This is a genomic window from Mucilaginibacter paludis DSM 18603, assembly GCF_000166195.2.
Taxonomy (GTDB): Bacteria; Bacteroidota; Bacteroidia; order Sphingobacteriales; family Sphingobacteriaceae; genus Mucilaginibacter; species Mucilaginibacter paludis.
Window position 1 is genome coordinate 8,032,767 of the sequence record NZ_CM001403.1, and the last position, 21,707, is coordinate 8,054,473.

A 21,707-nucleotide genomic window follows, 5' to 3' on the forward strand; every position below is an offset into this window, starting at 1 on the left:
GTCCCTTATTTTGGAAGGACATCGGCACGGAGCAGGTCCTTGTAACCGGCTTTGAGGGTCAGCGTGCGCCCTGAAAGCTGTTTTTCACTCAGGCTGATAGTAAACACCTTATTGCCGGGGAAGGTCAGTTTTTTAAATACGAAAATGTTCCGGTAATATTTAGTGAAGCCCGGAATATCCTGCAGGACATATAATGGCGTAACGGCTACGGACTGAACGGTACTGGCCTTGGTGACTTTTTTATCCTCCATACTGAAACGCAGTTGATCAATGGTATAGGGCAACTTCGTTTGATTACGATATCCTATGTCCAGAAAGATATAATCGCCAAGCGTGTAAATGTGAAATAGTGCGCCCTCCAATCCGAATGCTTTCGCTTCTTCAACGGGATGGCCCGGCCGCATCGCCAAAAGCCGCAGGGCGTTTGATTTGAGTTCCGGCTGTGAAAGACCGATCTCCGGATTATCCAGCGGCCGGCAATCAGCGGGTTCAATGGCGATCTCTGTTTGTACGGTACCGTCCTGATCATCCCGGCAGGGAACTACCCGGTACTGGGCGATAAACTTTTCACCGGTTATGGTAACCACGGCGTCGTTAAATCGGGAGACGGAATCACGGAGGTGGATACGCAAAACGTTGGGTACCGGCAGGTCGCCTGAAATGTCTTTAACCGAAATATCCACGAAACGGATCGGTTCGGGGGATACGAAATGAACGGATACGTTTGTCGGAAGATACACGACCGGCAGATCGCGTTTATTTAATTGGGCAAAACTTTGCCCTACTGCCATTATGATTGCGGCAAGCAATAACAAATATTTTTTCATATTAACGGGTGTTTTGAATGGTTTGCGGATCGACCAGGTACACATAGGTGCCGTATTTGATCTTTGCTTTGTTTTTGCGGATAGCGCTCGCGATAGCTGATGAAGTAGACTGGAATACCTTGTCCATGGAACTCATCAGCAGTTGGTTCCCGGCGCTACCGGATTCTATGTTCACGCCCTGGATCGTGTTTCCGCTCAGATCCTTGGTGAAATCACGAAACGCGGAAGCTGGAACATACAGGCCTAACATTCCGTCCTGGTCGTAGACCGAAAGTTTGACGGGCAGGATCTGGCCGCCGGACATCACGGAACTGATCAGGAAGGTCACGCGCTGCTGCGTAAAGCCATTGACCAGACCATAGAGGACGGTTCCTTTGGGGATCAGGTTTTTGCCTGCCCAGATATCTTCCAGCAGACGCAGCCTGATACGTGAACCGGCATAAGCGGTCAGTTCCTCGTCGATCATGGCCGAGATCAGCTCACTGTGCGCCTCCGGTTTAATGGTATTAAAATCAGTGCCGTTCCCCGGTGCTTTGCGAACTTCCAGAGCTGCCGGCTGGCCGGCCAGTGCTTTGGCTTTAGCCTGTTGTTGCTGCCGTTCTACCTTTAACGCGGGATCATTGGCCTTTTGCAGGCTGTCGACATAAGCCATTTGCTGTTTAAAGACGGTCATGGGATCTTTATCAGCCGGAACATTACCTGGTGGACTACTCGTTGATTGTGCCCGTGCTTTGCGCTGCGCGGCCAGCGCATTTAAAGCCGCAGTTACCTGCCTGTCCTGCACCGAGGCATCCTGCCGCTTAACCGGTGCAATCATCCCGGAACTGAACCGCGCTTTCATCGCGCGGTCGATGGAATCCATTTGTGCCCGCTGGCGGTCAGCATAGTTCCCCGATAATTTCGTGGCTGCTATTTCATCCGTGGTGACGGCGGTTACAGCGGTAAGGCCGTCGCTTTCTTTATAAGTGTTCCGGAAAGCATCCAGCTTATCCGAAAGGGCACTTTTCTTGACATGGGCAGAAACGCCGCCCACGTCGCTTTGTATAGCTGCGGTTTGCTTTACCGGCCCTTTGTCCCTGGCCTTTCCGTGAAATACGTAAAAGAAAAGGCATAGGAAGGGCAGCAATATCAACGGCAGGATATAACGCGGTTGTTTGAAGTCGATCTTCATAATTAATGTTGAATTTGGTGTTGCAAATGTTGCAGGGAATCAAGCGCATGTTCGAGCCAAATGCTGTCGGCGTGCGTCAGGCGGCCTTTCGCCAAGGTAGTTTCCACCCGTTCCTTAAGGTCCAGGGTCCGTTTCAAAGCTGATCCTGCTCCTAGTATCCTGGTAAAGCCGGCATCCAGCAGATGCGGGCTTTTTAAGTTGTTCGGCTGCTGGTCCTGCATAGCAGGATGGGCAGCCGAACTTTTAACGGGATGGCGAAAAACGGTAAACGATAGCGCGCCGGAAAAAAGCAGAAGGCCGACCATGATGCAAAAAATCACCCTCGGATAATTCAGGCATAGGATACCGAACCGCTTTCCCGCCTTTACAAAATGCCCGCTGAACTCTTGATGCAAGGCTTTCCAAAGGGTATCTTCAGGGTCGCGGTTAGAATGAATTCTTTTGAACATTGGAGAGGTCTTTATTTTCCAGGGTCTTCCACCCCGTGATGAGGACACCGTGGGGGTTATTATCGCTGCGCGGGATATCCTTCAGGTAACCTTCTGTTACCAGGGAGCGCGTCAGCGTCGAGCTGCGCCGGTCGATTTTTAATTTTCCGTAATAGTGGAAGTAATGTCGCGGCATGTCCAGCAATATGGAATCCGTTTGCAGGGTGAGTACCGAGCTGGAGGATAAAATGGATGTAAAAAAACCTTTTTCCTTAAGGTCGTCATATTCCCTTGCGCCAGATTCGTCGATCAGGTACATCGCCTTTTTAAGCTGGTATTCGATGTATTTATCATCCGGTGTCAGCGAAAAAAACAGCGTATGGAACAGGTCAACATGCGCCCGGTATTCCGCAGGGCGGTTAACCTGTATATCGGTTTGCTTGGCCAGGATCGGGACATTATTGTCCAGGATGTAAACGCTCCTGCGGGCGTTGGCTACCTGCCGGAAGGCAAACAGGGATACGATGCCGCTGATGATGACCGAAGTGACGAGGCTGCCGATGGCGACCACTGTCGCCAGCCGGATCTTGGCTTCGATATTTTTGATAAGCATGAATCAAATTGGATTTTACAGCATACCGCCAGCGGCTTTGCGTGCGGCCCTGGCCATCATGGAAGCATTGCGGCCAAATGCTGAAGAAGCTGAAGAAATCCCTGACGTGGAGATGATCCAGGTTGAGATCGATGGTACCGTGAACATACAAACGGCACCTATAAAAAATACGACGATTACTTCACCAAAGGAAAGAATGCCGTTGCCTGAAAAAACCGCGAACTTTTCCATCAGGCCGCTGGCACCGGGCCGGAGCAGTTCCTGGTATTTGCTGATCTCGGACGAAAGCGCGTATTTCTGCATCAGGGCGCAGAGGTACATCACCAGGTAAGCGATACCTGTATATAAGTTTACCGAAACAAACCGGGCGACCCAGGTAGAAAAGCTATCCCTGAAAGCTGGCAGGATACTAACTGCGACGGCAAAGGGCCCCAGGATGACGAGGATACTCGAATAAATGATCTGTATCATAAAAATGATATAGGTTGCGATGCGGAGTATCCAGATCCCTGCCAGTTCAAGTATCTGCGTTATCAACAACTGGATGCTGATCTGCAGCCTTGCCTTCAGTTCCATCAGGGGAGCGACCACTGTAGAGATCCCTTCCTTAACGGTCGAGGTAACCGCGTCCCAGGCCTGGCCATACCAGGTGTCTGATTCTTTGGCCGCCACTTCGGTCTGTGCCTGGAAAGTATACAGGGAGTCGGCGACCTGTTTCATGAGATCGGCCCGCTGAAAACGAAGCTGGTTTACGTTGTCCTGTTCTGAGGCGAACATCTGCTCGGTTTCGCCTGCTACCAGATCGGTCGGAAAAGCCACCATTTTAGCGAAACCGCCCCACCAGAGAATAACCATCGCGAGGCCGAAGGGCCTTAGCAGCGGCATGACTTCCAGTTTTTTATCGCCCGCCATCATTTCATAGCTCTTGATCGCAAAATAGATGATCATAAAGATGGCGGATAAGGCCTTCGCATCGTTAATGAACAGGTCGAAGTTCGACCAGATGGAATCTTTAAGCGCGCCCAAAAAGGTCATCATCCCTGATTCGTAAACCCCGTCACCCTGAAGGAATTCCAGGGACTTTTCATAACTGCTGTCCTGTGCGAAACAGCAAAAGCTGAAACTGCAGAGGAAAGCGATCAATAATAAGCTCTTTTTCATCAGTACTTCCTTTCTGCTACAACCTGTTTGGCCAGCTGCACATCGGTGGCCGGCGTCCAGCCCTTGGTAATTACGGGCGTACTTCTGGCCTTAGCCTGCTGCTTGACCATGGTGATATTATGCTGTGCCGTAGCCACACGCGTCGCCCAGGTTGCCGCCATTGTCCGGTATTCTTTCAGGTACCGGTAATAGGCCATGATGCGGGAGCCCCGGTCCATATCCGTTGACCGGGCGGCATTAATGCGCTCTTTTAGCATAGCCAGTTCATTTTCATACCACGGTAATACGCCTTCTGAAATCACGGCGGTTCGCACTTGTGCAGGTAATGGCGCCAGTATCGACGCATCTGAATAATTCAATACGGGCGCCAGTGCCTGGCTGTAATAAAGCAGCCATAAGGGATCGGCATCTGAAAGCAGGCCGGATTGTTCGGCGATAGATGTCAATGCTGTATTCCTTACAGTATCGGCATTTAATTTATAGCTGTTATCTACCGAATTCATGGTGCCGACCAGCGCCAGGCGCTGTGTTTGAGGCCCGGTCGCTGACAACGGTCGCAAGTCGTTTTTGTGGTAATTCGGATCGAAAAGCCCCCAGGTAAGCCAGTAATAAGGATTAAGGCTGAGGAAGCCGGGCTTTGGGGTAAACTTATTCTGGTCCCATTGCAGGTAAACCATGCGTTCCTGTTGGTAGCGGACACTCTGGTCGGCTACTTGCCGTTGCGCACAGGCGCGCAGCGCGATGATCGGAAACAGGATCATTAATAATATCAATCTCATTTGTTTAAGAATTTTGCGTTTTGAATGATCTGCGCGGCAAAGGCGCGATCTTTATTGATGTAGCTAGCGAAGGGATTCAGCGTTTTGAGTATGCCACGCGACTTAGCCCAGTACATGGCCTTCCAGGTACCGTAGGCCATGCCATCGAGTATTTGTAACTGTTGTACAACCCTGCGCAGCAACTGGTCGCGGCCGTTGTAATCGGCAAGCACATTGCCATCCGACTTCAGGATGAACCCCGATATATCGCTTACCATTGCGGTGGCCTTTGGCCCGAATTCATTTTGAATTTTGGCGGTAACGAAAAAGAGCAGCGGGTCGTCCTTGGCCAGGGCCATGCTCTCGTTTAAATAATAGATAATATCGGTCGTCGTCCGGCCGATCTGTTTCATCATCAGGCCATCTTTTAATGCCGAGTTGACATTTGCCAGCGCGTTATAAATCAGCGTTTGGGCGGCTACCACGGAGGAGACGTTGGTATTGACGGTATTGACATTATCGTTGATCTTTTTAAGATAATCCTGGTGGGTTCCTTCCGCCGCCATTCGCACCGCCTGGTTTTCCTCTACAGCGACCAAATGCTGCGGGTCAAAAACCACTTCCTGAGAAAGAGCAGCAAACCGGAAGCATATACCGAAAAGCAACAAACCTATCTTTCTCATCGCTTTAAATATTTCGCTTTGCTTAAAATGCTGCTGATCATGTGCTGATCCTCGTAAACGAAGTCGTCGAATGGGTTCAGGTGGTGCAGCAAGGACGCTATTGTACCAAATTGTACGTTACGGACCAGGCGGTTACTCATATCCTCAATGTTACTCAATTCCGTAACAACGTAATCAAAAAGCAGCTTCCGGTCGGAGGACTTCATCTGGTTGACATCGCCGATAGAAATGATCAGCCCGGCGAGATAGCGGATGAGCATTTCGGAATGTCCGGCAAAATCTATTTCCGTCTGGTAAGCCAAAGCAATGATGGCGGGATTCTTTTGCGCCAGCTGGTACAGCTGCGATTGTGAGCGTATGATGCTGTTGACCATCGGCTCTGCCTCGATACCGATATTGGCAGCGGAGATCGCCGTCCCTAAAGTGGAGTAACGGTTCTGTAGGGTACGGTACATATCCTTGATCTTGACGAGCAGGGTTTTATTGGCGGTTTCCGTCGAAGTGACCGTAGCCTGTTTATCCCGTGCATTCGTCTGCAGGTTATGCTCGGATTTGGAATAAGAAACCAGCTGTAACAGCTCTGGGATATTCAGTACTTTACCTTGCCCGTAGGCCAATGCGGAAAATAAAAGGCAAAAAATTGTTAAGATGGGCTTGTTCTTTGTCATGAAACTTAAGGGTTAAAGAATTTAGGCTTGTCGGCCAATCCGCAAATCTTACCAGGTTTTACCGGTGCAGGTATTTGGCTTCATTAACCACCGAATTCGCTATACGAACATCCTCGCTCTGCCAGGTTGACCAGGGGTTAAGCGAAGCCCAGATGCCCCTGAGCTGCGCCCAGTACATGGCCCGCTGCATTCCGTAAGCCAGGCCGCGCAGGACATGCATTTCGGTCACAATGTGATTGAGGAGTTTGCCGCGTTCGGAACTGTCCATGAGGTTGTCGCTGCCGCCTTTCAATACATAAGCAGAGACGTCCGCCGCGAGTGCGACCGCTCTTTTTTCAAAGTCCTGGGCACCCTGCTGTGCAAACAGCAACAGCGCCGGATTACCGCGTGCGGTCTGAACTGCTTTCTGCACATCGGTGACGATATCCGAGCCGGTTTCGGCAATATCCCTGATCGAGTACAGGTTATTGATCACCGAAGCTACCTCGGATAAGCCTTTATAAATTTTGTTCTGCAAATTATTGACGATCGTCAGCTGACCGGTTACGGCAAGTTGGGCTGTCTGTATCGCCGTTAATTTATTATTGGTAGTATTCAGCTGACCGTTGATGACGGCGCTGTTGGCCAGCATTGCTCCGGATGTAACCGGATCAACGACCAGCTCCTGGGCATGCAATGCTACAGACAACAGCAGGCCGGAGATTAAAAACAGGAAAGTTTTCATGTTAGATGGTTAAGGGTTTGTTTTGCAGGTTGATCTTTTGAACAAAGTCACCTGCGGGGATTCCGCTGCGATCCATGTCCGCAAGAAAGGCGTCCAGTGCCGCCGGATAGGCTCCGTAATGCTGCACATAAATTTGGACAGCATTCTTTTCGGGCTTTTCGGTGGTGTAGACATAATATTGGTGGCGGCTAACCTCGACGCCATAGACCTCTCCTGTGGAACCGCGACGGATATACACTTCATTAAAGCGGGCGCGGCCTTCGCGGTTATCCAACTGGTTGATGGTAAAGATCTTGCGCTGCTCGGTCGGTGAGATGGAAAGCACTTTGGCGATCTCGCCGTAGTTGTCCCTGAATTTCCGCTGATCCAGCAGGATGACGGTATCCGAGTTGTTAATGATGCTGTCCTTTACCACCGAATTACTGATGATATCCGAAAGCTCCTGTGTTACTTCGATCACCTCGCCCCAGAACTTGCGCACCGTTTTATTCAAATACAATAAAAAGGTGCTCATGATCGGTGACATCAATGCACGCCAGGCTTCTTCAAGGATCAGCGCCTTTCGCTGGTTTTTGCGGTTGCGCATTTTTTGGATAAATACATCCATAATGATGAGCGTAACAATGGGCAGGAGTACCAAATTGTCCTGTAAGGCGTCAATTTCGTAGACCACGAAGCGCTCATTCAGCAGCGATTGGTCGCCCGCTTCATTAAGGATGCTTTCATACTCTCCGCCACGGTAGAACTTTTTGAGTACGTAACGGAACTCATCGAGATCGAAGGGAATACGCTCTTCGGTTTTGATCCCGGGAATCTTTTTCAGCGCGAACTCATAAAAGGAATTGAACGAAAGATCGATGCCCGAACCTTCTGCAAAAGCCGTGGCATAATACCCGCTTACCGTAGCAGTCAGTACATCCCTTTCGATGGTGGTCACCGAACCACCGGCACCCTTCCAAAGCAGGGCGATCAGAGTAACCAGGTTGTCCTTTTTTTCCAGGTTGTACTCTTCCTCGGTAATGAGGAATGGGTTCATGGTAATTGGCTTATCATCCTGCCAGGTAATGTATTTCCCGCCGTAATAAGCGCATAATCCGGAATAGGAATGCCCGACATCCACGATCACGACATCCATATTAAAGAGCAGGTATTGCTCCACTAAGGAGTTCATAAAGAACGATTTGCCAGAACCGCTGGGCCCTAATACAAACTTATTCCTATTGTTGATGCGCCCGGTACGCATGGGCAAATCCGCCGGGTCTATGGCCACCGGGATACCCTGCCTGTCGGTTAGGCGGATGCGAAACGAAGACTGTTCATCATCCATGGGCCGTTCCTTAAAGAACAGACATAGCGCTGCATCGCTGGTCGTCAGAAACCAATCATAGTTCTTTAATTCGATGCCGTTTCCCGGCATGGCGGCGCGAAACAGCTCCAGCTGGTTGTAGGCATTCTGATTCGGAATAATGCCGAGCTGAAACAAGGCGCTTTCCACGTAGTTGACCGATTTTTGTATATCCGTTGTCGGTGCTGCAATGATAATGCTGTAATGCACGTTGACAAGCAGTTGTCCGTTACGGGCGACGTCTTTCAGTAGCAGATCAATATCCTCTACACACAGTCCGTTGGCCGGATCGGGAATCCCTGAATGGCGTTTTCGTTTTACTTCCAGTTTATTGAGCGTAGCCTGCTGTGCAGGTATTTCAATGACCTGGTTATATACGATGGCTTCAAAAGCCAGCACCTGGTAGAGAAAGGATAACATATCGACAGGAAAGCCGCGTACCGCCTCGTTCTCATTCAGTTCGGTATAGGTGCCCAGTTCCCCGGGCATATCTACCTGATCGCTGTTCACCAGGGGAATGCAGCGTACCGAACGGTCGCCCATGCGGATCTCGGTATCGTTCGGCTTGAAATTGTTCAGGGAGAATGCCCCTTTGCCAAAACGCATGGCGAGCATCCGGCGGACAAGTTCGGTGATCTGTTTTTCTGATAATATGGAAGGCTCGCATTTGGCAGCCTTCAGTACGTCGGTTACCTTATGAACGGCGGTGCGGAAATCCCGCAGCTGCTTGGGGTCATACACATAAAAGCGGCCTTTTTTGACCTGGCGGGTAACGGTCAGGAAGGTGTCGATCCGCAGTGCTGCCCGGCCCGCAAAATGAGCGTTGAACTTTTGCTGCAGGTACTCATCGGCCGCGGTGGGATCGAATGGCGCTTTGTGCAGGATATCCTGTTTTTGAAGCAGGTAACCGTCGCCCAATATTTTAATGATGCCGGTGAGCAGGTTCTGAAATTCGTCGTAATCGCTTGCGGCGGCCGAATATTGTACGACGGGGTTTTTCATGGCGATCACTACGGAAAACTCGCCGCTGGAACCGTATAAGATATCGAAGTCGTCGCCTGGGTCAACGCCGATATACGGCGTTTCAAACTTGCGGGTATTCATAAATAAAAGGGGTAACAATATAGATCCCGTTATGCCGGGTCTTGTTATGGAGGCCTTTTTTCTGCCGTGAAGCGATGTAGAACAGGCCGCCGACGATACAGCCGATCAGGACGACCATGCCCAGCCACATATTGATTACAGCCATGGTCACTGAGCCCAGAACAAGGCCCGAGAGCACAGCGCCGATGCCCCAATAAATGAACTTTCCTCTAAACCCCTTATAAATAAGGGGCCTTTGGAGCCCCTTATAAACTGCGAATTTTCGCGCTGTCATAAACCGAAAAAGGCTTTAATGATCAGCGAGGAGAGTACGAGAAATAAACAGGAACCACCCCATCCCATCAACTCCTTGTTGATATCCTGGTCCCCCGAATTCCATTTTGAATACACGCGGATACCACCGACGATACCGACAATACCACCGATAACCAGGGTGATGTCGGTTACCGGATCGATATAGGTTTTCAGGGTGGATGTTGCGGTAGTTAACCCGTTAACGCCGCTTTGGGCAAATACGAAAATTGGGCTGACGATAAGCGCCAGTACCCAGGCCAGCTTGCGCTGGATGTTTTTAAGCATGAAAAAAGCATAAAAGAGTTTTTTTGAAGCCGGCTTTAAGCGGTCGTGCGGCTGACATATAAAAAAGCTGGTTTTAGATACCGAAAACCGCCTGGAGGAACGCGCCGAGTAAAACCATAAACAGGGCGGAAAAGAACCAGGCAGACACTTCGGCCGTGAAGCGCTCGCGGCCCATCTGTAGGTTGTGGTAGATACGCAATGCACCAATGATGCCCAGGATGGCGGCCACGACGAGCGAAAGATCACGCGCCGAAAAGAACGATTGTGTGAGGTCCGAACGGGCCTCCTGCATTTCGGTGATACCGGGTTGGGCAAAAGCCGCTGCCGGTAAAAGCAGGACAAATGCCAGCAGCTTTTTCATTTAAAAAGTAACCGACTGGTTGTAAGCTATCAGCTCTAATCTGGCCAGCTGAAAGAGATCTCTAACAGGGACGCCGCCGTATGCTGAGGCTGCAACCTCTGTAGTGCCTTTCTTTGGCGGTGCCGGGCTTTTGTCGTCCGTTGCTGCCGGGGCAACGAGCCTTGGCGCTACGGCTTCCTCAAAATGCAGTTCCGGCCCGGTTTCTTTATCACCAGTCTGTTTACTGCGCAGCAGGTCCCATGCAATGTTGAGTACATAATAGAACACGTACAGTCCGGTTAACCAGGAAATGAATTTGATCCAGGTCATAAGGTCATGTTTTGAATAAATTGTTTAATGATCGCTTTGAGTTCGGGGTTTCCCTCGAATAGCTGTTTGACGGCGAAGGCCACCAGGCGGGTAACATCGACACCCGTCGCCATTTTAAAATGGTTGAGTGTCTGCACCGTTTTTTCATCGAACCGTACATGGACGAGGCTCTTGTGGTTCGTGTTGTCGTATTCCCGGATCAACCGCAATAGCTCCGCTTCTTCGGTTTTGGGCTTTTTAACCCTGGGAGCTTTGGGTTCTTCCTTTGTTTCGGCAGGTGGCTGGGCGATACGGTTGCGGATCTCGTCTGCGAGTGAGGTGATCTTTGTCATCGCTTTAAGTGGTGGCATTCACCGATAATTTCTTCGAAATGACCGCATAGACCTGGTCGAATACAGGGATAACAATTGGGATAACCGGCAACGGGGTCATGAAAGTGGTAACCCGCTGAAAATCGATCCTGTCCGGGATCATAGCGGCCATAGCGCCAAGCTTAGACAGTTGCTTGTTTACTTCCTGCATCGTTTCGTACCGGACGTTGGCTTTTACCCGGTTCGGAATAAAAATGATCGGGATCTCCGGGTTGATCTTGCGCAGTACGATAGCGAAAAGGACGGTGGAGTCAAAACTGAACTCATCGTAGGAGAACGGACAAATTAACAGATCTGCCGAACCGAAGATCGGTAATAGCCCATCATCGTCCAGCTTGCCAGGTAGGTCTATCATTACCACTTCGTTGGGGGATTGCATGATAGCGCTCTGTAATACCGGGTAGTGCGCCAGTTGTGCCGCGACCACATCGTAGGGCGGCTTGTTTTCCAGTACTTTCGCCTTTTCAAACTTTTGGGCGATAGACTGCTGATAGTCCATATCGATGAGGGTTACCTTCTGGTGTTTAACCATGGTCAGGTAGTTGGCGAGTAAAAGCGCAACCGTGCTCTTTCCGCACCCGCCTTTTTGGTTGCCGATCAAAATGTTCATAAAATTTTAGATTTAAAAATTAACGGGTGTTGGTGCGCGCTTTTTTCTGCCTGCGCCTGCGTGGTCCATGAATCTGCTGGTCGTCCACGTCGTTTGTCAAATAAGGCCTGAAGTAAGTCAGCTGCGTAGCGGCTGCGTTCGTAACGGCTGCATCTTCTGTGTTTTCTGTTGAATGATCAGCTCTGATGACTGTGCTTCCCTGAATAATCAGATCTGCAAGTTTCAGTACCTCGCTACCTTTAAACACGCGCTGCTGTGTGTGATCAATGATGGTATATCCATAAGGCGGCTTGTCGCCCGAAGCGTGAAAGATCAGGTCGATGCCGAATTTTCCCTTCAGGAAGTCACCGAGATCAGAACGATAGGCATCTGCCGGTACCGTTCTGCCGCCGGAAAGTTTCACCGATGCCCGTTCGGGTACAGCATTATAAACGGCCTGGCATTTACGAAAAATCGCCTTTAATTGCCCGGCACGTTGTTTGTCGGGCACATAGGCTGCAAGACGTTCTTCCAGGCGCTGGCCGCTGATCACAAATAGCTGACGGCCGAATTTATGGAGTAAAAGCTGGCCGTCCTTTTCAGCGATACGGTAACCCATCCTTTCCAGCAAAAGCAATACCTGCGCTTTGGTAGAAAACCGGTACTGCAACGCTTTACCGGCATCTATCTGTGCCTGGTGGGCTTCGTCTTTTTGCAGGAGCCGGTTCAGGCCGGCTATGGCGCGGCGGTGTTCAAATGCGCTGTCTATCTTTTTGCCCTCGCGGCTTACTCGCGTACTTACCATATGCACATGCGATTGATCGGTATCCCGGTGATGTACCAGGATGTAAGGCTGATCCCGGTATCCCATCACGTCGAGCCATTGACCGGCGAGTTTCGCCAGCTTGTCACTGTCAAAGGAGCTGTCCGGCGCCGAGATCATGGCATGAAATTGCGGAAGCCGGACATTTCGGTTCAGACCCGATTGCGCTTCCAGGTAATTCCTATAATCTTCGGGCCTTACTTCGTTCAGTTGTCGCAATGCGCCGAAGCCAGATACCTTCATCAGGGTAGCCTGTCCTTTGGCAATCTTGTCGAAATTGTAGGTAATGGCTTTAAAGGATGTGCTGGCACGGAAGATTTTAACGATCATAGAACAGAAGAACCGAGGAGCTGGATAGCAATAGCACAAGCGAGCCCAGTAAAAGGCTATCGGCGAAGCTTCGTAACAAAGTAGCCATAGACCATAAGATCACTGTATCCGGCGAACAACCCAACAGCCGATCATTCAAGCAAGTGATCACTGTAACAACCGGCCAAACTAACAGGCTAACTATTGAACGAGATAACCTGATATCAAAAGATCAATGAAACAACCTAATCATGTAACACTACAACCGATCAGCAATGGAGCAGCAAAGCAGGCGAACGATAGAACAGGTAAACAGGCGAACAATACTGCAGCCTAACAAAATACCGATATAGCTGTATAGCCGATCAACGGCACAACAGCGGATCCGGGTAACAGCAGATCAGGGTATCAGTGTCCGGATGAGTTTCCGGAATAACAAAGCCAGTTCCATCTGCTCACTTTCATGACGACGGAGCAGACGAGTGTATTCATCAATAACCGGCGGCGATAAAAGGCCTCGTTTTTGAAGACGGTTGGCATAGCGGGCCAGCTGGTTGATATTATTTCCGCTTCGGGAGAGTTCAAGGCTGATCACATCCAGGCGGTTCATGAGTTCCCCGCCGTTTACGGCTAATCCTTTACCCTCATGCAGCAATTTCCGTCTGACCAGTTCGGTTTTCTTCAACCCCAGTTGCTTTTCCAACTCTTCTATCTGACGGTACTCTGCCTCGGTAAAGCGCACATCGATCTTAAAGGATCGTTTGCTGTCACCCACTGGCGGCCTACCGCCTTTGTTCCTGGTCATAAATAAAGAAATTGAGTTGCGAAATTTCTTCCCCCGGCATAAGCCGGGCAAGATTCTTTTTGGGAGACTGGAAAACCCAAAGGGGTTTCCGTCGGACAAAAAGACATCTTGCAGGGTAAAAAACAAGAGGGTCCTTACCTTATTAAAATGGCACCATTTGGATAAAAAGGACCATTTATCGCTCAAAGGGGACCTCTATATTTTTGAACAAGTCTTTTGGCTTTTGAGCCTCAGTGGCGGCGCGCACTTCTGTGCGCCTCTTTTCATTATAGTCGTGATGCCCGCTGAAAGCTGATGTGCCGTCGGTGGCATATGGCAATTCCGTGATAAACTGGCGCAGTGATTGGTACCCTTCCGGGCTATGGTCAAAATACACGGCAAGCGTTGGATACCGCATGGCCACCTTGATGGCGGCAGGCAGCAGCGTATATCTATTAACCATCAATGCACTGTCGGTGCTTTCGGGATGGTCGTGTTTCCAGCTCAGGTAGTCGAAAATTCCCTTGAATACACATAATCGGCGATTGTCTCCGGGTAGCAGGGTAAGCCCTTTGGTCCCAAGGCATCCTTTGAAATATTTGTTACGCACCTGCCAGCCACCCGATTCATTGCAATGTCCCGCGGCACAATAGATGGCGGGTTCTTCGTGTTTATGTACCCTGCGGTAGTGAACTTCCTGGAGTATTCCCTGTGCTTCTTCCCAGATTCCTCGCCGCTCCAGGAATTGCTGAATTGCCGGGGTTTGTCCAAGGTCACAGATTTTGTCAATCCGGAAATAAGGCAGTTTCAAAGTTATCCGGCGTCTTTTTCCGGATTGTTTTACAGTTGCAGCAACGGACGGCACTGCCTGCTGCATGACTTCGGATAGCTTACCGTATACTTCCCGGGTGGCAAGGCCCGGCCAGAAGGCTAAGCCAAAATCGATTACGTTGCCGCCCTTACCGGTGCCTTTGTCATACCATACGCCGAGGGTGTCGTTTACACATAAAGACGGTTTTTTTCCATCCTGGCGAAGTACGCTGCGATAGACTGATTCCGTTCCGGATTTGTGGGCGGGCTGGTAGCCAAGCCGGGCAAGCAATGCGGTGATCGATACCTGTTCGCGGATAACCGCAGGGTTCTTTGTCGTTTCCATCAAAATTTGAATTATAGTTGGCGCCAGATTTCCAGGCCTCTGACGATAGCCTCTATTTCTATCCGGTCGATACGCCAGGCAGCGCTGTGATTGCCGTCGCTGCGTATGCCCAGCTCGCCTTTGGCCAGCAATTGCTCGATGGTGCGGCGGCCATAGCGCCGGTAGGCCTCGCGTTGAGGTAAGACGGCAACTTTCCGGTACGTACCAGTGCGATAATAGCCCCGAGCTCGGCGGCCTCACGGACAATGGTCCGCAGTTGTAAGGTGGTCAGAGGGATTTCCATAGTTGATGCAATAAAAAAGGGGGCCACCAGGGCCCCCTCAAGACAAATTTGGGACATACTCACGTCGTATTCTACAATACGGGCCTCTCAGCCTGCCCGGGTTTCTCAGCTTGTTGCGGTTTTACGCTTACCTTCTCCCGATTTCCGCTTTTCAAGCGGATAATGTTTCGTCCCCAGATGTCAAATAACGTTCGTTACCTTTCTGCCACCGGCAGGTAGGTCAGCCGGTTGCTGGCGGCACTTACGGCCCCCAGTACAGCACGGCTGATTTTTGTACCATGAGGGGTGATTAGCCCTTCGGCGATCCAGCGGTCCACACAGGTGCGGCCGTAGCGCCGATAGGCTTCCGACCTGCTGAGCGTTTCAGGGAGCAGGCGACCGCAGCCGCTGTAAACAATCCGATCAGTTCGTCTGGTTTCATAGCCTCGTGATGACAGTACAAAGGTTGCTGGACGTGGGATTTTTATTTCAAGAGGCACTACAGGGGGCACTAACGATTTATTTGCCATCATTATTTAAATAATAGATTATCAATATGTTAACAGCAAAAGATTAAGGTGTATAAATAAGTACCAGGTAGTCTCACCCGAGTAAATGATAATATTTAATTAATGTTAAAATTCCCACAATTGGGAATTTTAACATTATATTTGGTTCGTTTAGCAAAAGCTATGTTATTGATATGGTGAAAAAAGCTAAGCCAACAAAAAGTTAAACTATCTACCTTAAATCTAAACCTTCATGAAGAAACGATTATCAATTTTATCGTTGTGCATGTTTGCGCTTATCTGTTCTTGTAAAAAAGAAAATTCACTACAAAACAGTTCATCACCCACCGACCCTGCATTTCAGAAACTTTCCACTGCCCGGTTATCCAGTATGTCAATATCCGACATTTCGGTCCAGGACGGAAGGTTAACTTTTGCCACGACAGACGCGTTTCAAAATTTGATGCAGGAAGCATTGAACGATACCACAAATGCAGTAATCAAGAATACGGTTAATGCCATCGCCCACCCCAATTTTGTTTCTTATTCGGACTGGGTGTCCACTGTAGCTAACAGTAATAATTTAAATGCACGGTCCGCTGCCGGGCGCCCCGTTCGTCCAGGTAACGGCACCCCGGAGATGGATCAGGACAGCTTGATTGATGATCCACTGTTTAACCAGGTTGTGAACGCAAGCGGAGAAATTCAAGTAGAAAACACTGTTTATAAAATTACACCAAACGGAACATTTGCTACAGTACCATCTGCGGTTGCACAGTTAAACGCCATGCTTGATGCCGGAGGCATGTTACTCCCACAATTCCGAAGCTCTCTACAAACGGTTGATCAGGATGCTGGGAATTATAAAGTCAATGATGATATTTATCTAACTGACACATATGGCGTTATCAGGACAAATCGAACATTAAGCGGAATTACTTACAATAGCACCGGAGCGGCTGTTGTAGTTAACAGCGCCAGGCCATGTTATCCACAGGTCCCCGGCTCGTGCAACGTTCCGACGCCAACCCCAGTAAATAGCAATGACCCTTTTTCCAGTATGGACATTTATCCATTCGAATCGAAAAAAGGCTTTTGGGGTGCCTTATTGGAAAATATCTTCGGCGACCCTCATTACAACTACTATCGAAACAGTTCCGACCGGAGGCTTAAAGTCAATTTTTCGTCTAAAAACTGGCTTGTATACGCGTCCCTGGGTGTAAGGGCGGTTATTCAGAAAAAAAACACCTTTTTATTCTTTAACGTATGGGGGCCTGTAGACAATAAAGACGAAATGCGGTTGGGTTGGACACCTTTGGTATTTAAGCTCGACATCCCTGCATTTACAATGCCCGGGACGACTCCACCACAAGACCCTTTTACAGTTGCGGGTAAAATGCTTGCGCATTCTATAAAAATCAATTTGGGTGGCGAATACACGACACTGAGGGTGAGCGATGTATTGGATGCAAATACCGCATTTCCATTCCTGCCAGCTGGTTATGGAACGAAATTAAATGACCTTAGCTTCGATGTAAACGCATTTTTAAACCAACAGAAAAACAGCGAGATTGATAATCTCTTTAAAATAATCAAAAAGCAAATTGGTTATACCGCTGCTCCAACAAAACTGGCTTTTATCAATAATGACAAGATCATGATTGACGGAGATGTTCAGGTACACAACAGTTCTGCCGGAAATGGCGTTATGTCAAAAACGTTTACCTTTAACACTGCTATAGTAGGATTTTCTTCGACCGGATCGAATAAAGTATTCATCTTTAAACCAGCTAAAAAGATTGAATTAGTTAGCGGCGGTGTCTATGCCGTTGGTAAATTAAACGGCGAGTGGAAAGGTATTGCTGTAAAAAAGGAATAACATTATACCGCTCCTTAATGTAATTGACCCTATATCACATGAAAAAAAAATTATTATTATTTTGCATCCCTTTTTTAATTTCAACAGGCTTGTTCGCCCAGGATACCACATCTTATTTAAAAGCGAAACAGCTTAAAATTAATGCTGAAGTGATCGGGGGATCGTTCAGCTATGAAGCCAAAGTCAGTCAGACTAATACCTTGTATTTTGAAGCAGGCGCACAATATGGCATTTCATACCGTTATTCCAGTGATTTCGGAAACGATTACCGCTACGCCTTTTCCCCACTCATATCAATAGAAGGACGGCACTATTATCATTTCAAAGAAAGAATTGCCAAACATAAGGACATTAATCATAATGCCTCAAATTTTTGGTTCCTGCGTACAGGCTATACATTTAAACCCCTTAGTCAATCTGCGGGTTATACATTTAGTGATGCCCTTTCGGTAATGCCAGGATGGGGCATACAGCGTAATTTAGGTACGCATTTCAGTATGGAAGTCCAGCTTGGTGTCCCAGTTAACTATTACCCAGCAGAAAATTCTTGGTATGTTGGGCCTGGCGGTGGATTCAAAATCGGGTATGTATTTAAATAAACCCGGTATGATTTCCCTATGTTCTTAGGACTAATCAACAAAGCACCGTACTAAAAATATGATATAAAGGACGAACTTGAATATGCGTATTACCCTGCTTAGTTTTCTCTTCTTATTCAATATTACCCTTCATCAAGCCGCTGTTGCCCAGAATAATGGGTTTACCATCGGGTTGTCTACGATGTGGCCATACTATGGACTCTCCCAAAAAGACGACGGCTCAGCTACGCTTTCAACAGCTATCGACCTGGGGTACAGAACCTATATATTAAAAAATGCACATTTAAGTACCGGTTTCAGCGGTTTTTTTGAACTTTACGACTGCCCATTTACTTTAGCAGGGTCAAAAGACCCTAAAGATGCCTTAAAACCGCTTAAGAGTCTATATGGTACAACTGTCTTTACCGGCATAGGGATCACCCCGTCATGGTGCTTTAACCCGGACGGAGATTGGACATTTTCAGTGGCTGTTAAACTTAAAGCAGGTAATTATTACGGCTTGGGAATCGTTCAAGGGCAGGATGCTGCGGGCAATACCATTAACTATGATAAGCAAAGCGCAAATGCCGGGTTAGGTATGGCCTGGTCGCCCCGACTTGTACTCGAGCGTGATATAGACTCGCAAAGCATAGGTTTATTGATCGGTTGGGACAGTACAGACTTTGGCAAAGGTGTCAGAAGCTTACGCTCTACTTACTACCCTAACCAGACTTATAGTTCATCGGCAATCGTCTTAGGGGTTATTGTTGTGTTATGACGAACGCTTTACTATTTGTAACATTCAAAGCATTTTTTTGGTTAGCGTATATCTCCATGATTATTAAAAACCCAGATACTGTTGATGAAAACCCCGATTGTCAGCCATGTACGGCACTATGTCCAAAATAATTTATTCTTAGTTTCCATTCACATCAACTGCGTTTCTTCTGTTAAAGCTTGTTTCAGTTGACTTCAAAAAGAAATTGCCGCTCCAATCCCCAGCCCGTTATAACTATAATCACAGCCATTAAACCGGGCTAAAATTCGAAGTGCTTTTCTTTAATCTTGAAGTATTTATCTGGGTTAAATGCAGCCTATATGAACAATATCCCCCCTAGGATTTTATAATTTTCTAAGCACGATAGAGTCGACATTGCAATAAATATTATTAACAAATATTTATAAAAATCACAGATTGATTCAAAAATTAATACCATGTTAATTTTCCCATAACTGGGAAAATTTAAATTTGAAATAACGGATTAGCATTTAACTAGCTATCCCGATTTCAAAGTTTGTGTAGTGGTTTTCTATTTTTCTAAAATTAATTTTTTGATAAATCTAAAGAGTCAAATATGTCAGGATATATTCAGTCATCGGAGATACAATTTAATGAAATGCTAACTAAATATTTTGTTAAGAGTCCATTACAGCTAAATAAAGTAAATGAGTCAGATGCAGAAATCTTCCGGTTGCCAAATTGCGAAACTATTTTAGCTGCAACAACTGACATAATTCAAGAAGAAATTGAATTTGGAATTTATGATGACCCTTATCTAATTGGTTGGATGGTAGTGACAATTAATATCAGTGACCTGTTAGCCGTTGGCTCTAAACCGCTTTTTATACTTCTTAATGAGACGTTCCCCTCAAATTCCAGCCAAGAATATATTGACGCTGTACAAAAGGGAATAGCTGAAGCTTGCGATGTCTACGCAGTCTCCGTTTTAGGGGGAGATACCAATTTTTCTGAAAAGGGAGCATTTGGTGCTACAGCAATTGGTATCATCGCAGATAAACAAAAAATCTTAACCAGGAAGGGGTGTAATGAAGGCGACTATATTATTGTATCCGGCCCTTTAGGTATAGGGAACTTTCATGCTTTATTAAAGATTACAGGCCAGGCTTGCGATGCTTTTAAGCCTAAACCGAACTGTAAAAGTGCCAATTTGATTTCCAGGTTTGCATCGAGTTGTATTGATACGAGTGACGGATTTGTAGCCGCGTTGATGACCATTGCCGAGCTAAATGACATCGGTGCCAATTTGAATACAGATATTATTGAATCGGTTATACCTGACTTTATATTAGAATATTGCATAGTCAGAAAGATTCATCCGTGGCTCATGTTAGCTGGAATAGTGGGTGAATACGAGCTGTTATTTACAATAAGAAGTAACGACATCGATATATTTTTAAAGGAATCTGAATCGATTTCATTTAAACCCCAAATTATAGGTAGAGTAAAAAAAGAAAATACAATTAGTATAAAATCCGGAAACAATGATTTTAACATTGACTGTGAAAAAATCAAAACCTTACATAGGAATTTGATTCACACGGGCTTCGATTTATATGTAAATGAACTTGCCCGAATTTTTGAATGTTTAAACTAAATAGACCTACTTATCACACTTCCTTATGGAAAAACAAAGAGAATTGGAGGATATCAATAATAGATATTCAGGAGGGGAAAATCTTGATTTAAAAGATATCCTACTTAAAAACAGGCGCTTATCATATACTGAGAAGCTGGATTATTTTTCAGGTTTTTTAAAAATGCTTGATTCCGTGCAAGGAAATCAATATCGAAGAATGATAATATCTCCGGCAGGAACTGAAGTAGAAGTAATTGACAAATATGATAATACGATAAGGAAGATGATTATGTTCGGCTCAAATAATTATTTAGGGCTGGCAAATCATCCTCTTGTAGTTGAAAAAGTAAAAAAAGCAATTAATAAATACGGCATTGGTATTGGAGGTCCTCCATTATTAAATGGCTATACTCAATTACATGCTGAATTGGAGAACAAACTAGCCGTTTTGAAAAAGAAAGAAAGTGTAATGCTTTTCTCTTCAGGATACAACGCAAACGTCGGCTTAGTGAGCGGTTTATGCTCCGATAAAAACGATGCCTTCATTTATGACGAATACAGCCATGCGTCTCTTTACGATGGAATCAAACTGGCCCAAGTGCCCAGTTATGCTTTTAAGCATAATAATACTGTTGATCTTGAGACTATTCTGCGTAAAACATCTGATCGTCTAAACCAATTTGTTGCGGTTGAAGGCGTTTATTCTATGGATGGAGATATGTGCCCACTTGATGAAATTGTTAAAATAGCCCGACGATATAATGCTATTACAATTTTAGATGATGCACATGCCACTTTAGTTTTAGGTGATGGGGGCTCTGGTTCAGCCGGTATGTTTGAAACAGCATCTTGTGTTGATATCACAATGGGGACTTTTAGCAAAGCTTTTGCAGTAACAGGCGGCTTTGTTGCCGGATCAAAGGATTTGGTGGAATATCTGAGGTATTTTGCCAGATCTTACATGTTCTCCGCTTCTTTATCTATTCCCGTTGTAGCAACGGTTTTAGCTTGTTTGGAAGTAATAGAAGCCCAGCCAGACTTGCGTATCAGGTTAATAGAGAATGTCGGTTATGCAAAAGAAAAACTCAGAAAATTCGGCCTTGTAACCGACCCCAAGGCGGCCATAATTGCATTGCGTGTTCCTGCTAACATGGACATTCGAAAAGCTGCACATATTTTTCATAAAAATGGAATATTCATTAACTCAATTGAATACCCTGCGGTTCCAAAACATGAACAGCGTTTTAGGATAAGCCTAATGGCAACTCATACCTATAAGCAAATTGATCGGCTTGTAGAAGTAGTAGAACAGGTTTGGCAGCAAGAACAATAAATTGA

Annotated in this window: 25 protein-coding genes; 5 read left to right on the forward strand and 20 right to left on the reverse strand. The window is 47.1% G+C overall.

Annotated elements, in window-relative coordinates:
- Positions 1 to 5: 5 nt before the first annotated feature.
- The 20 genes from MUCPA_RS33925 to MUCPA_RS34025 form a co-directional block, all read right to left on the reverse strand.
- The gene (locus MUCPA_RS33925) at positions 6 to 827 is read right to left on the reverse strand and encodes a DUF4138 domain-containing protein (RefSeq protein ID WP_040626803.1); all 822 of its coding nucleotides are present in this window, start codon (positions 825 to 827) and stop codon (positions 6 to 8) included.
- Between the two features lies 1 nt (position 828).
- Positions 829 to 1,998, reverse strand: coding sequence for a conjugative transposon protein TraM (gene traM, locus MUCPA_RS33930; protein WP_008512954.1), 1,170 nt, complete (start codon positions 1,996 to 1,998; stop codon positions 829 to 831).
- Between the two features lie 2 nt (positions 1,999 to 2,000).
- Complete coding sequence (locus MUCPA_RS33935; RefSeq protein ID WP_008512955.1) at positions 2,001 to 2,447, reverse strand: hypothetical protein; 447 nt, start codon at positions 2,445 to 2,447, stop codon at positions 2,001 to 2,003.
- On the reverse strand, positions 2,425 to 3,039 hold the full coding sequence (gene traK / locus MUCPA_RS33940) for a conjugative transposon protein TraK (protein ID WP_008512958.1): 615 nt from the start codon (positions 3,037 to 3,039) through the stop codon (positions 2,425 to 2,427). Before traK ends, MUCPA_RS33935 begins: the two co-directional genes overlap by 23 nt.
- A gap of 15 nt (positions 3,040 to 3,054) precedes the next feature.
- Positions 3,055 to 4,200: a hypothetical protein gene (locus MUCPA_RS33945; protein WP_008512960.1), complete on the reverse strand. Its 1,146-nt coding sequence runs from the start codon at positions 4,198 to 4,200 to the stop codon at positions 3,055 to 3,057.
- Entirely contained in the window at positions 4,200 to 4,979 is a 780-nt protein-coding gene (locus tag MUCPA_RS33950; RefSeq protein ID WP_008512962.1) for a hypothetical protein, read from the reverse strand. Before MUCPA_RS33950 ends, MUCPA_RS33945 begins: the two co-directional genes overlap by 1 nt.
- The gene (locus MUCPA_RS33955) at positions 4,976 to 5,641 is read right to left on the reverse strand and encodes a hypothetical protein (RefSeq protein ID WP_008512964.1); all 666 of its coding nucleotides are present in this window, start codon (positions 5,639 to 5,641) and stop codon (positions 4,976 to 4,978) included. Before MUCPA_RS33955 ends, MUCPA_RS33950 begins: the two co-directional genes overlap by 4 nt.
- Entirely contained in the window at positions 5,638 to 6,309 is a 672-nt protein-coding gene (locus MUCPA_RS33960) for a hypothetical protein (protein WP_008512966.1), read from the reverse strand. The genes MUCPA_RS33955 and MUCPA_RS33960 overlap by 4 nt, the downstream gene beginning before the upstream one ends.
- Before the next feature lie 58 nt (positions 6,310 to 6,367).
- Positions 6,368 to 7,033 carry a hypothetical protein gene (locus MUCPA_RS33965; RefSeq protein WP_008512968.1) on the reverse strand — a complete coding sequence of 222 codons (666 nt, stop codon included), beginning with the start codon at positions 7,031 to 7,033 and terminating at the stop codon, positions 6,368 to 6,370.
- Position 7,034: 1 nt separating this feature from the next.
- Positions 7,035 to 9,482: a TraG family conjugative transposon ATPase gene (locus MUCPA_RS33970; RefSeq protein WP_008512970.1), complete on the reverse strand. Its 2,448-nt coding sequence runs from the start codon at positions 9,480 to 9,482 to the stop codon at positions 7,035 to 7,037.
- Positions 9,463 to 9,756 carry a hypothetical protein gene (locus MUCPA_RS33975; protein ID WP_008512973.1) on the reverse strand — a complete coding sequence of 98 codons (294 nt, stop codon included), beginning with the start codon at positions 9,754 to 9,756 and terminating at the stop codon, positions 9,463 to 9,465. The genes MUCPA_RS33970 and MUCPA_RS33975 overlap by 20 nt, the downstream gene beginning before the upstream one ends.
- Complete coding sequence (locus tag MUCPA_RS33980) at positions 9,753 to 10,061, reverse strand: DUF4134 domain-containing protein (RefSeq protein ID WP_008512974.1); 309 nt, start codon at positions 10,059 to 10,061, stop codon at positions 9,753 to 9,755. The genes MUCPA_RS33975 and MUCPA_RS33980 overlap by 4 nt, the downstream gene beginning before the upstream one ends.
- Positions 10,062 to 10,134: 73 nt before the next feature.
- Positions 10,135 to 10,422 carry a DUF4134 domain-containing protein gene (locus MUCPA_RS33985; RefSeq protein WP_008512976.1) on the reverse strand — a complete coding sequence of 96 codons (288 nt, stop codon included), beginning with the start codon at positions 10,420 to 10,422 and terminating at the stop codon, positions 10,135 to 10,137.
- Positions 10,423 to 10,731: a hypothetical protein gene (locus MUCPA_RS33990; protein ID WP_008512977.1), complete on the reverse strand. Its 309-nt coding sequence runs from the start codon at positions 10,729 to 10,731 to the stop codon at positions 10,423 to 10,425. It abuts the gene before it with no gap.
- Positions 10,728 to 11,063 (reverse strand): hypothetical protein, encoded by a 336-nt coding sequence (locus MUCPA_RS33995; protein WP_157544038.1) that lies wholly within the window; start codon positions 11,061 to 11,063, stop codon positions 10,728 to 10,730. Before MUCPA_RS33995 ends, MUCPA_RS33990 begins: the two co-directional genes overlap by 4 nt.
- Before the next feature lie 4 nt (positions 11,064 to 11,067).
- Positions 11,068 to 11,712 (reverse strand): ParA family protein, encoded by a 645-nt coding sequence (locus MUCPA_RS34000; protein ID WP_008512981.1) that lies wholly within the window; start codon positions 11,710 to 11,712, stop codon positions 11,068 to 11,070.
- Positions 11,713 to 11,731: 19 nt separating this feature from the next.
- The gene (locus tag MUCPA_RS34005; protein WP_008512983.1) at positions 11,732 to 12,844 is read right to left on the reverse strand and encodes a relaxase/mobilization nuclease domain-containing protein; all 1,113 of its coding nucleotides are present in this window, start codon (positions 12,842 to 12,844) and stop codon (positions 11,732 to 11,734) included.
- A 379-nt stretch (positions 12,845 to 13,223) separates the two neighbouring features.
- Entirely contained in the window at positions 13,224 to 13,628 is a 405-nt protein-coding gene (locus tag MUCPA_RS34010) for a plasmid mobilization protein (protein WP_040626805.1), read from the reverse strand.
- Between the two features lie 175 nt (positions 13,629 to 13,803).
- Complete coding sequence (locus MUCPA_RS34015; protein ID WP_008512986.1) at positions 13,804 to 14,763, reverse strand: hypothetical protein; 960 nt, start codon at positions 14,761 to 14,763, stop codon at positions 13,804 to 13,806.
- A gap of 477 nt (positions 14,764 to 15,240) precedes the next feature.
- A complete protein-coding gene (locus tag MUCPA_RS34025; RefSeq protein ID WP_040626806.1) occupies positions 15,241 to 15,558 on the reverse strand; it encodes a hypothetical protein in 318 nt (105 codons plus the stop codon).
- Positions 15,559 to 15,787: 229 nt separating this feature from the next.
- Here MUCPA_RS34025 and MUCPA_RS34030 point away from each other — a divergent pair, with 229 nt between their 5' ends.
- The 5 genes from MUCPA_RS34030 to MUCPA_RS34050 all read left to right on the forward strand — a co-directional run bounded on the left by MUCPA_RS34030 (position 15,788) and on the right by MUCPA_RS34050 (position 21,702).
- Positions 15,788 to 17,413, forward strand: coding sequence for a hypothetical protein (locus MUCPA_RS34030; RefSeq protein WP_008512992.1), 1,626 nt, complete (start codon positions 15,788 to 15,790; stop codon positions 17,411 to 17,413).
- Positions 17,414 to 17,451: 38 nt separating this feature from the next.
- Positions 17,452 to 18,012, forward strand: a complete 561-nt coding sequence (locus tag MUCPA_RS34035; RefSeq protein WP_008512993.1) for a hypothetical protein — start codon at positions 17,452 to 17,454, stop codon at positions 18,010 to 18,012.
- An 82-nt stretch (positions 18,013 to 18,094) separates the two neighbouring features.
- Entirely contained in the window at positions 18,095 to 18,769 is a 675-nt protein-coding gene (locus MUCPA_RS34040; protein ID WP_008512995.1) for a hypothetical protein, read from the forward strand.
- Positions 18,770 to 19,346: 577 nt separating this feature from the next.
- Positions 19,347 to 20,387 (forward strand): thiamine-phosphate kinase, encoded by a 1,041-nt coding sequence (locus MUCPA_RS34045; protein ID WP_008512998.1) that lies wholly within the window; start codon positions 19,347 to 19,349, stop codon positions 20,385 to 20,387.
- 25 nt (positions 20,388 to 20,412) lie between these two features.
- Positions 20,413 to 21,702: an aminotransferase class I/II-fold pyridoxal phosphate-dependent enzyme gene (locus MUCPA_RS34050; RefSeq protein WP_008513000.1), complete on the forward strand. Its 1,290-nt coding sequence runs from the start codon at positions 20,413 to 20,415 to the stop codon at positions 21,700 to 21,702.
- Positions 21,703 to 21,707 lie beyond the last annotated feature (5 nt).

Bases quoted from the DNA above. Each gene is read 5' to 3' on its own strand.
- MUCPA_RS34045 (WP_008512998.1), top strand. From the start codon at position 19,347: ATGTCAGGATATATTCAGTCATCGGAGATACAATTTAATGAAATGCTA.
- MUCPA_RS33945 (WP_008512960.1), bottom strand. From the start codon at position 4,200: ATGAAAAAGAGCTTATTATTGATCGCTTTCCTCTGCAGTTTCAGCTTT.
- MUCPA_RS34010 (WP_040626805.1), bottom strand. From the start codon at position 13,628: ATGACCAGGAACAAAGGCGGTAGGCCGCCAGTGGGTGACAGCAAACGA.
- MUCPA_RS33995 (WP_157544038.1), bottom strand. From the start codon at position 11,063: ATGACAAAGATCACCTCACTCGCAGACGAGATCCGCAACCGTATCGCC.
- MUCPA_RS33960 (WP_008512966.1), bottom strand. From the start codon at position 6,309: ATGACAAAGAACAAGCCCATCTTAACAATTTTTTGCCTTTTATTTTCC.
- MUCPA_RS34030 (WP_008512992.1), top strand. From the start codon at position 15,788: ATGAAGAAACGATTATCAATTTTATCGTTGTGCATGTTTGCGCTTATC.
- MUCPA_RS33935 (WP_008512955.1), bottom strand. From the start codon at position 2,447: ATGTTCAAAAGAATTCATTCTAACCGCGACCCTGAAGATACCCTTTGG.
- MUCPA_RS34035 (WP_008512993.1), top strand. From the start codon at position 17,452: ATGAAAAAAAAATTATTATTATTTTGCATCCCTTTTTTAATTTCAACA.
- MUCPA_RS33955 (WP_008512964.1), bottom strand. From the start codon at position 5,641: ATGAGAAAGATAGGTTTGTTGCTTTTCGGTATATGCTTCCGGTTTGCT.
- MUCPA_RS33985 (WP_008512976.1), bottom strand. From the start codon at position 10,422: ATGAAAAAGCTGCTGGCATTTGTCCTGCTTTTACCGGCAGCGGCTTTT.
- MUCPA_RS34025 (WP_040626806.1), bottom strand. From the start codon at position 15,558: ATGATGGCAAATAAATCGTTAGTGCCCCCTGTAGTGCCTCTTGAAATA.
- MUCPA_RS33965 (WP_008512968.1), bottom strand. From the start codon at position 7,033: ATGAAAACTTTCCTGTTTTTAATCTCCGGCCTGCTGTTGTCTGTAGCA.
- MUCPA_RS34000 (WP_008512981.1), bottom strand. From the start codon at position 11,712: ATGAACATTTTGATCGGCAACCAAAAAGGCGGGTGCGGAAAGAGCACG.
- MUCPA_RS33925 (WP_040626803.1), bottom strand. From the start codon at position 827: ATGAAAAAATATTTGTTATTGCTTGCCGCAATCATAATGGCAGTAGGG.
- MUCPA_RS34015 (WP_008512986.1), bottom strand. From the start codon at position 14,763: ATGGAAACGACAAAGAACCCTGCGGTTATCCGCGAACAGGTATCGATC.
- MUCPA_RS33980 (WP_008512974.1), bottom strand. From the start codon at position 10,061: ATGCTTAAAAACATCCAGCGCAAGCTGGCCTGGGTACTGGCGCTTATC.
- MUCPA_RS34050 (WP_008513000.1), top strand. From the start codon at position 20,413: ATGGAAAAACAAAGAGAATTGGAGGATATCAATAATAGATATTCAGGA.
- MUCPA_RS33975 (WP_008512973.1), bottom strand. From the start codon at position 9,756: ATGACAGCGCGAAAATTCGCAGTTTATAAGGGGCTCCAAAGGCCCCTT.
- MUCPA_RS33950 (WP_008512962.1), bottom strand. From the start codon at position 4,979: ATGAGATTGATATTATTAATGATCCTGTTTCCGATCATCGCGCTGCGC.
- MUCPA_RS34005 (WP_008512983.1), bottom strand. From the start codon at position 12,844: ATGATCGTTAAAATCTTCCGTGCCAGCACATCCTTTAAAGCCATTACC.
- traK (WP_008512958.1), bottom strand. From the start codon at position 3,039: ATGCTTATCAAAAATATCGAAGCCAAGATCCGGCTGGCGACAGTGGTC.
- MUCPA_RS33970 (WP_008512970.1), bottom strand. From the start codon at position 9,482: ATGAATACCCGCAAGTTTGAAACGCCGTATATCGGCGTTGACCCAGGC.
- MUCPA_RS33990 (WP_008512977.1), bottom strand. From the start codon at position 10,731: ATGACCTGGATCAAATTCATTTCCTGGTTAACCGGACTGTACGTGTTC.
- traM (WP_008512954.1), bottom strand. From the start codon at position 1,998: ATGAAGATCGACTTCAAACAACCGCGTTATATCCTGCCGTTGATATTG.
- MUCPA_RS34040 (WP_008512995.1), top strand. From the start codon at position 18,095: ATGCGTATTACCCTGCTTAGTTTTCTCTTCTTATTCAATATTACCCTT.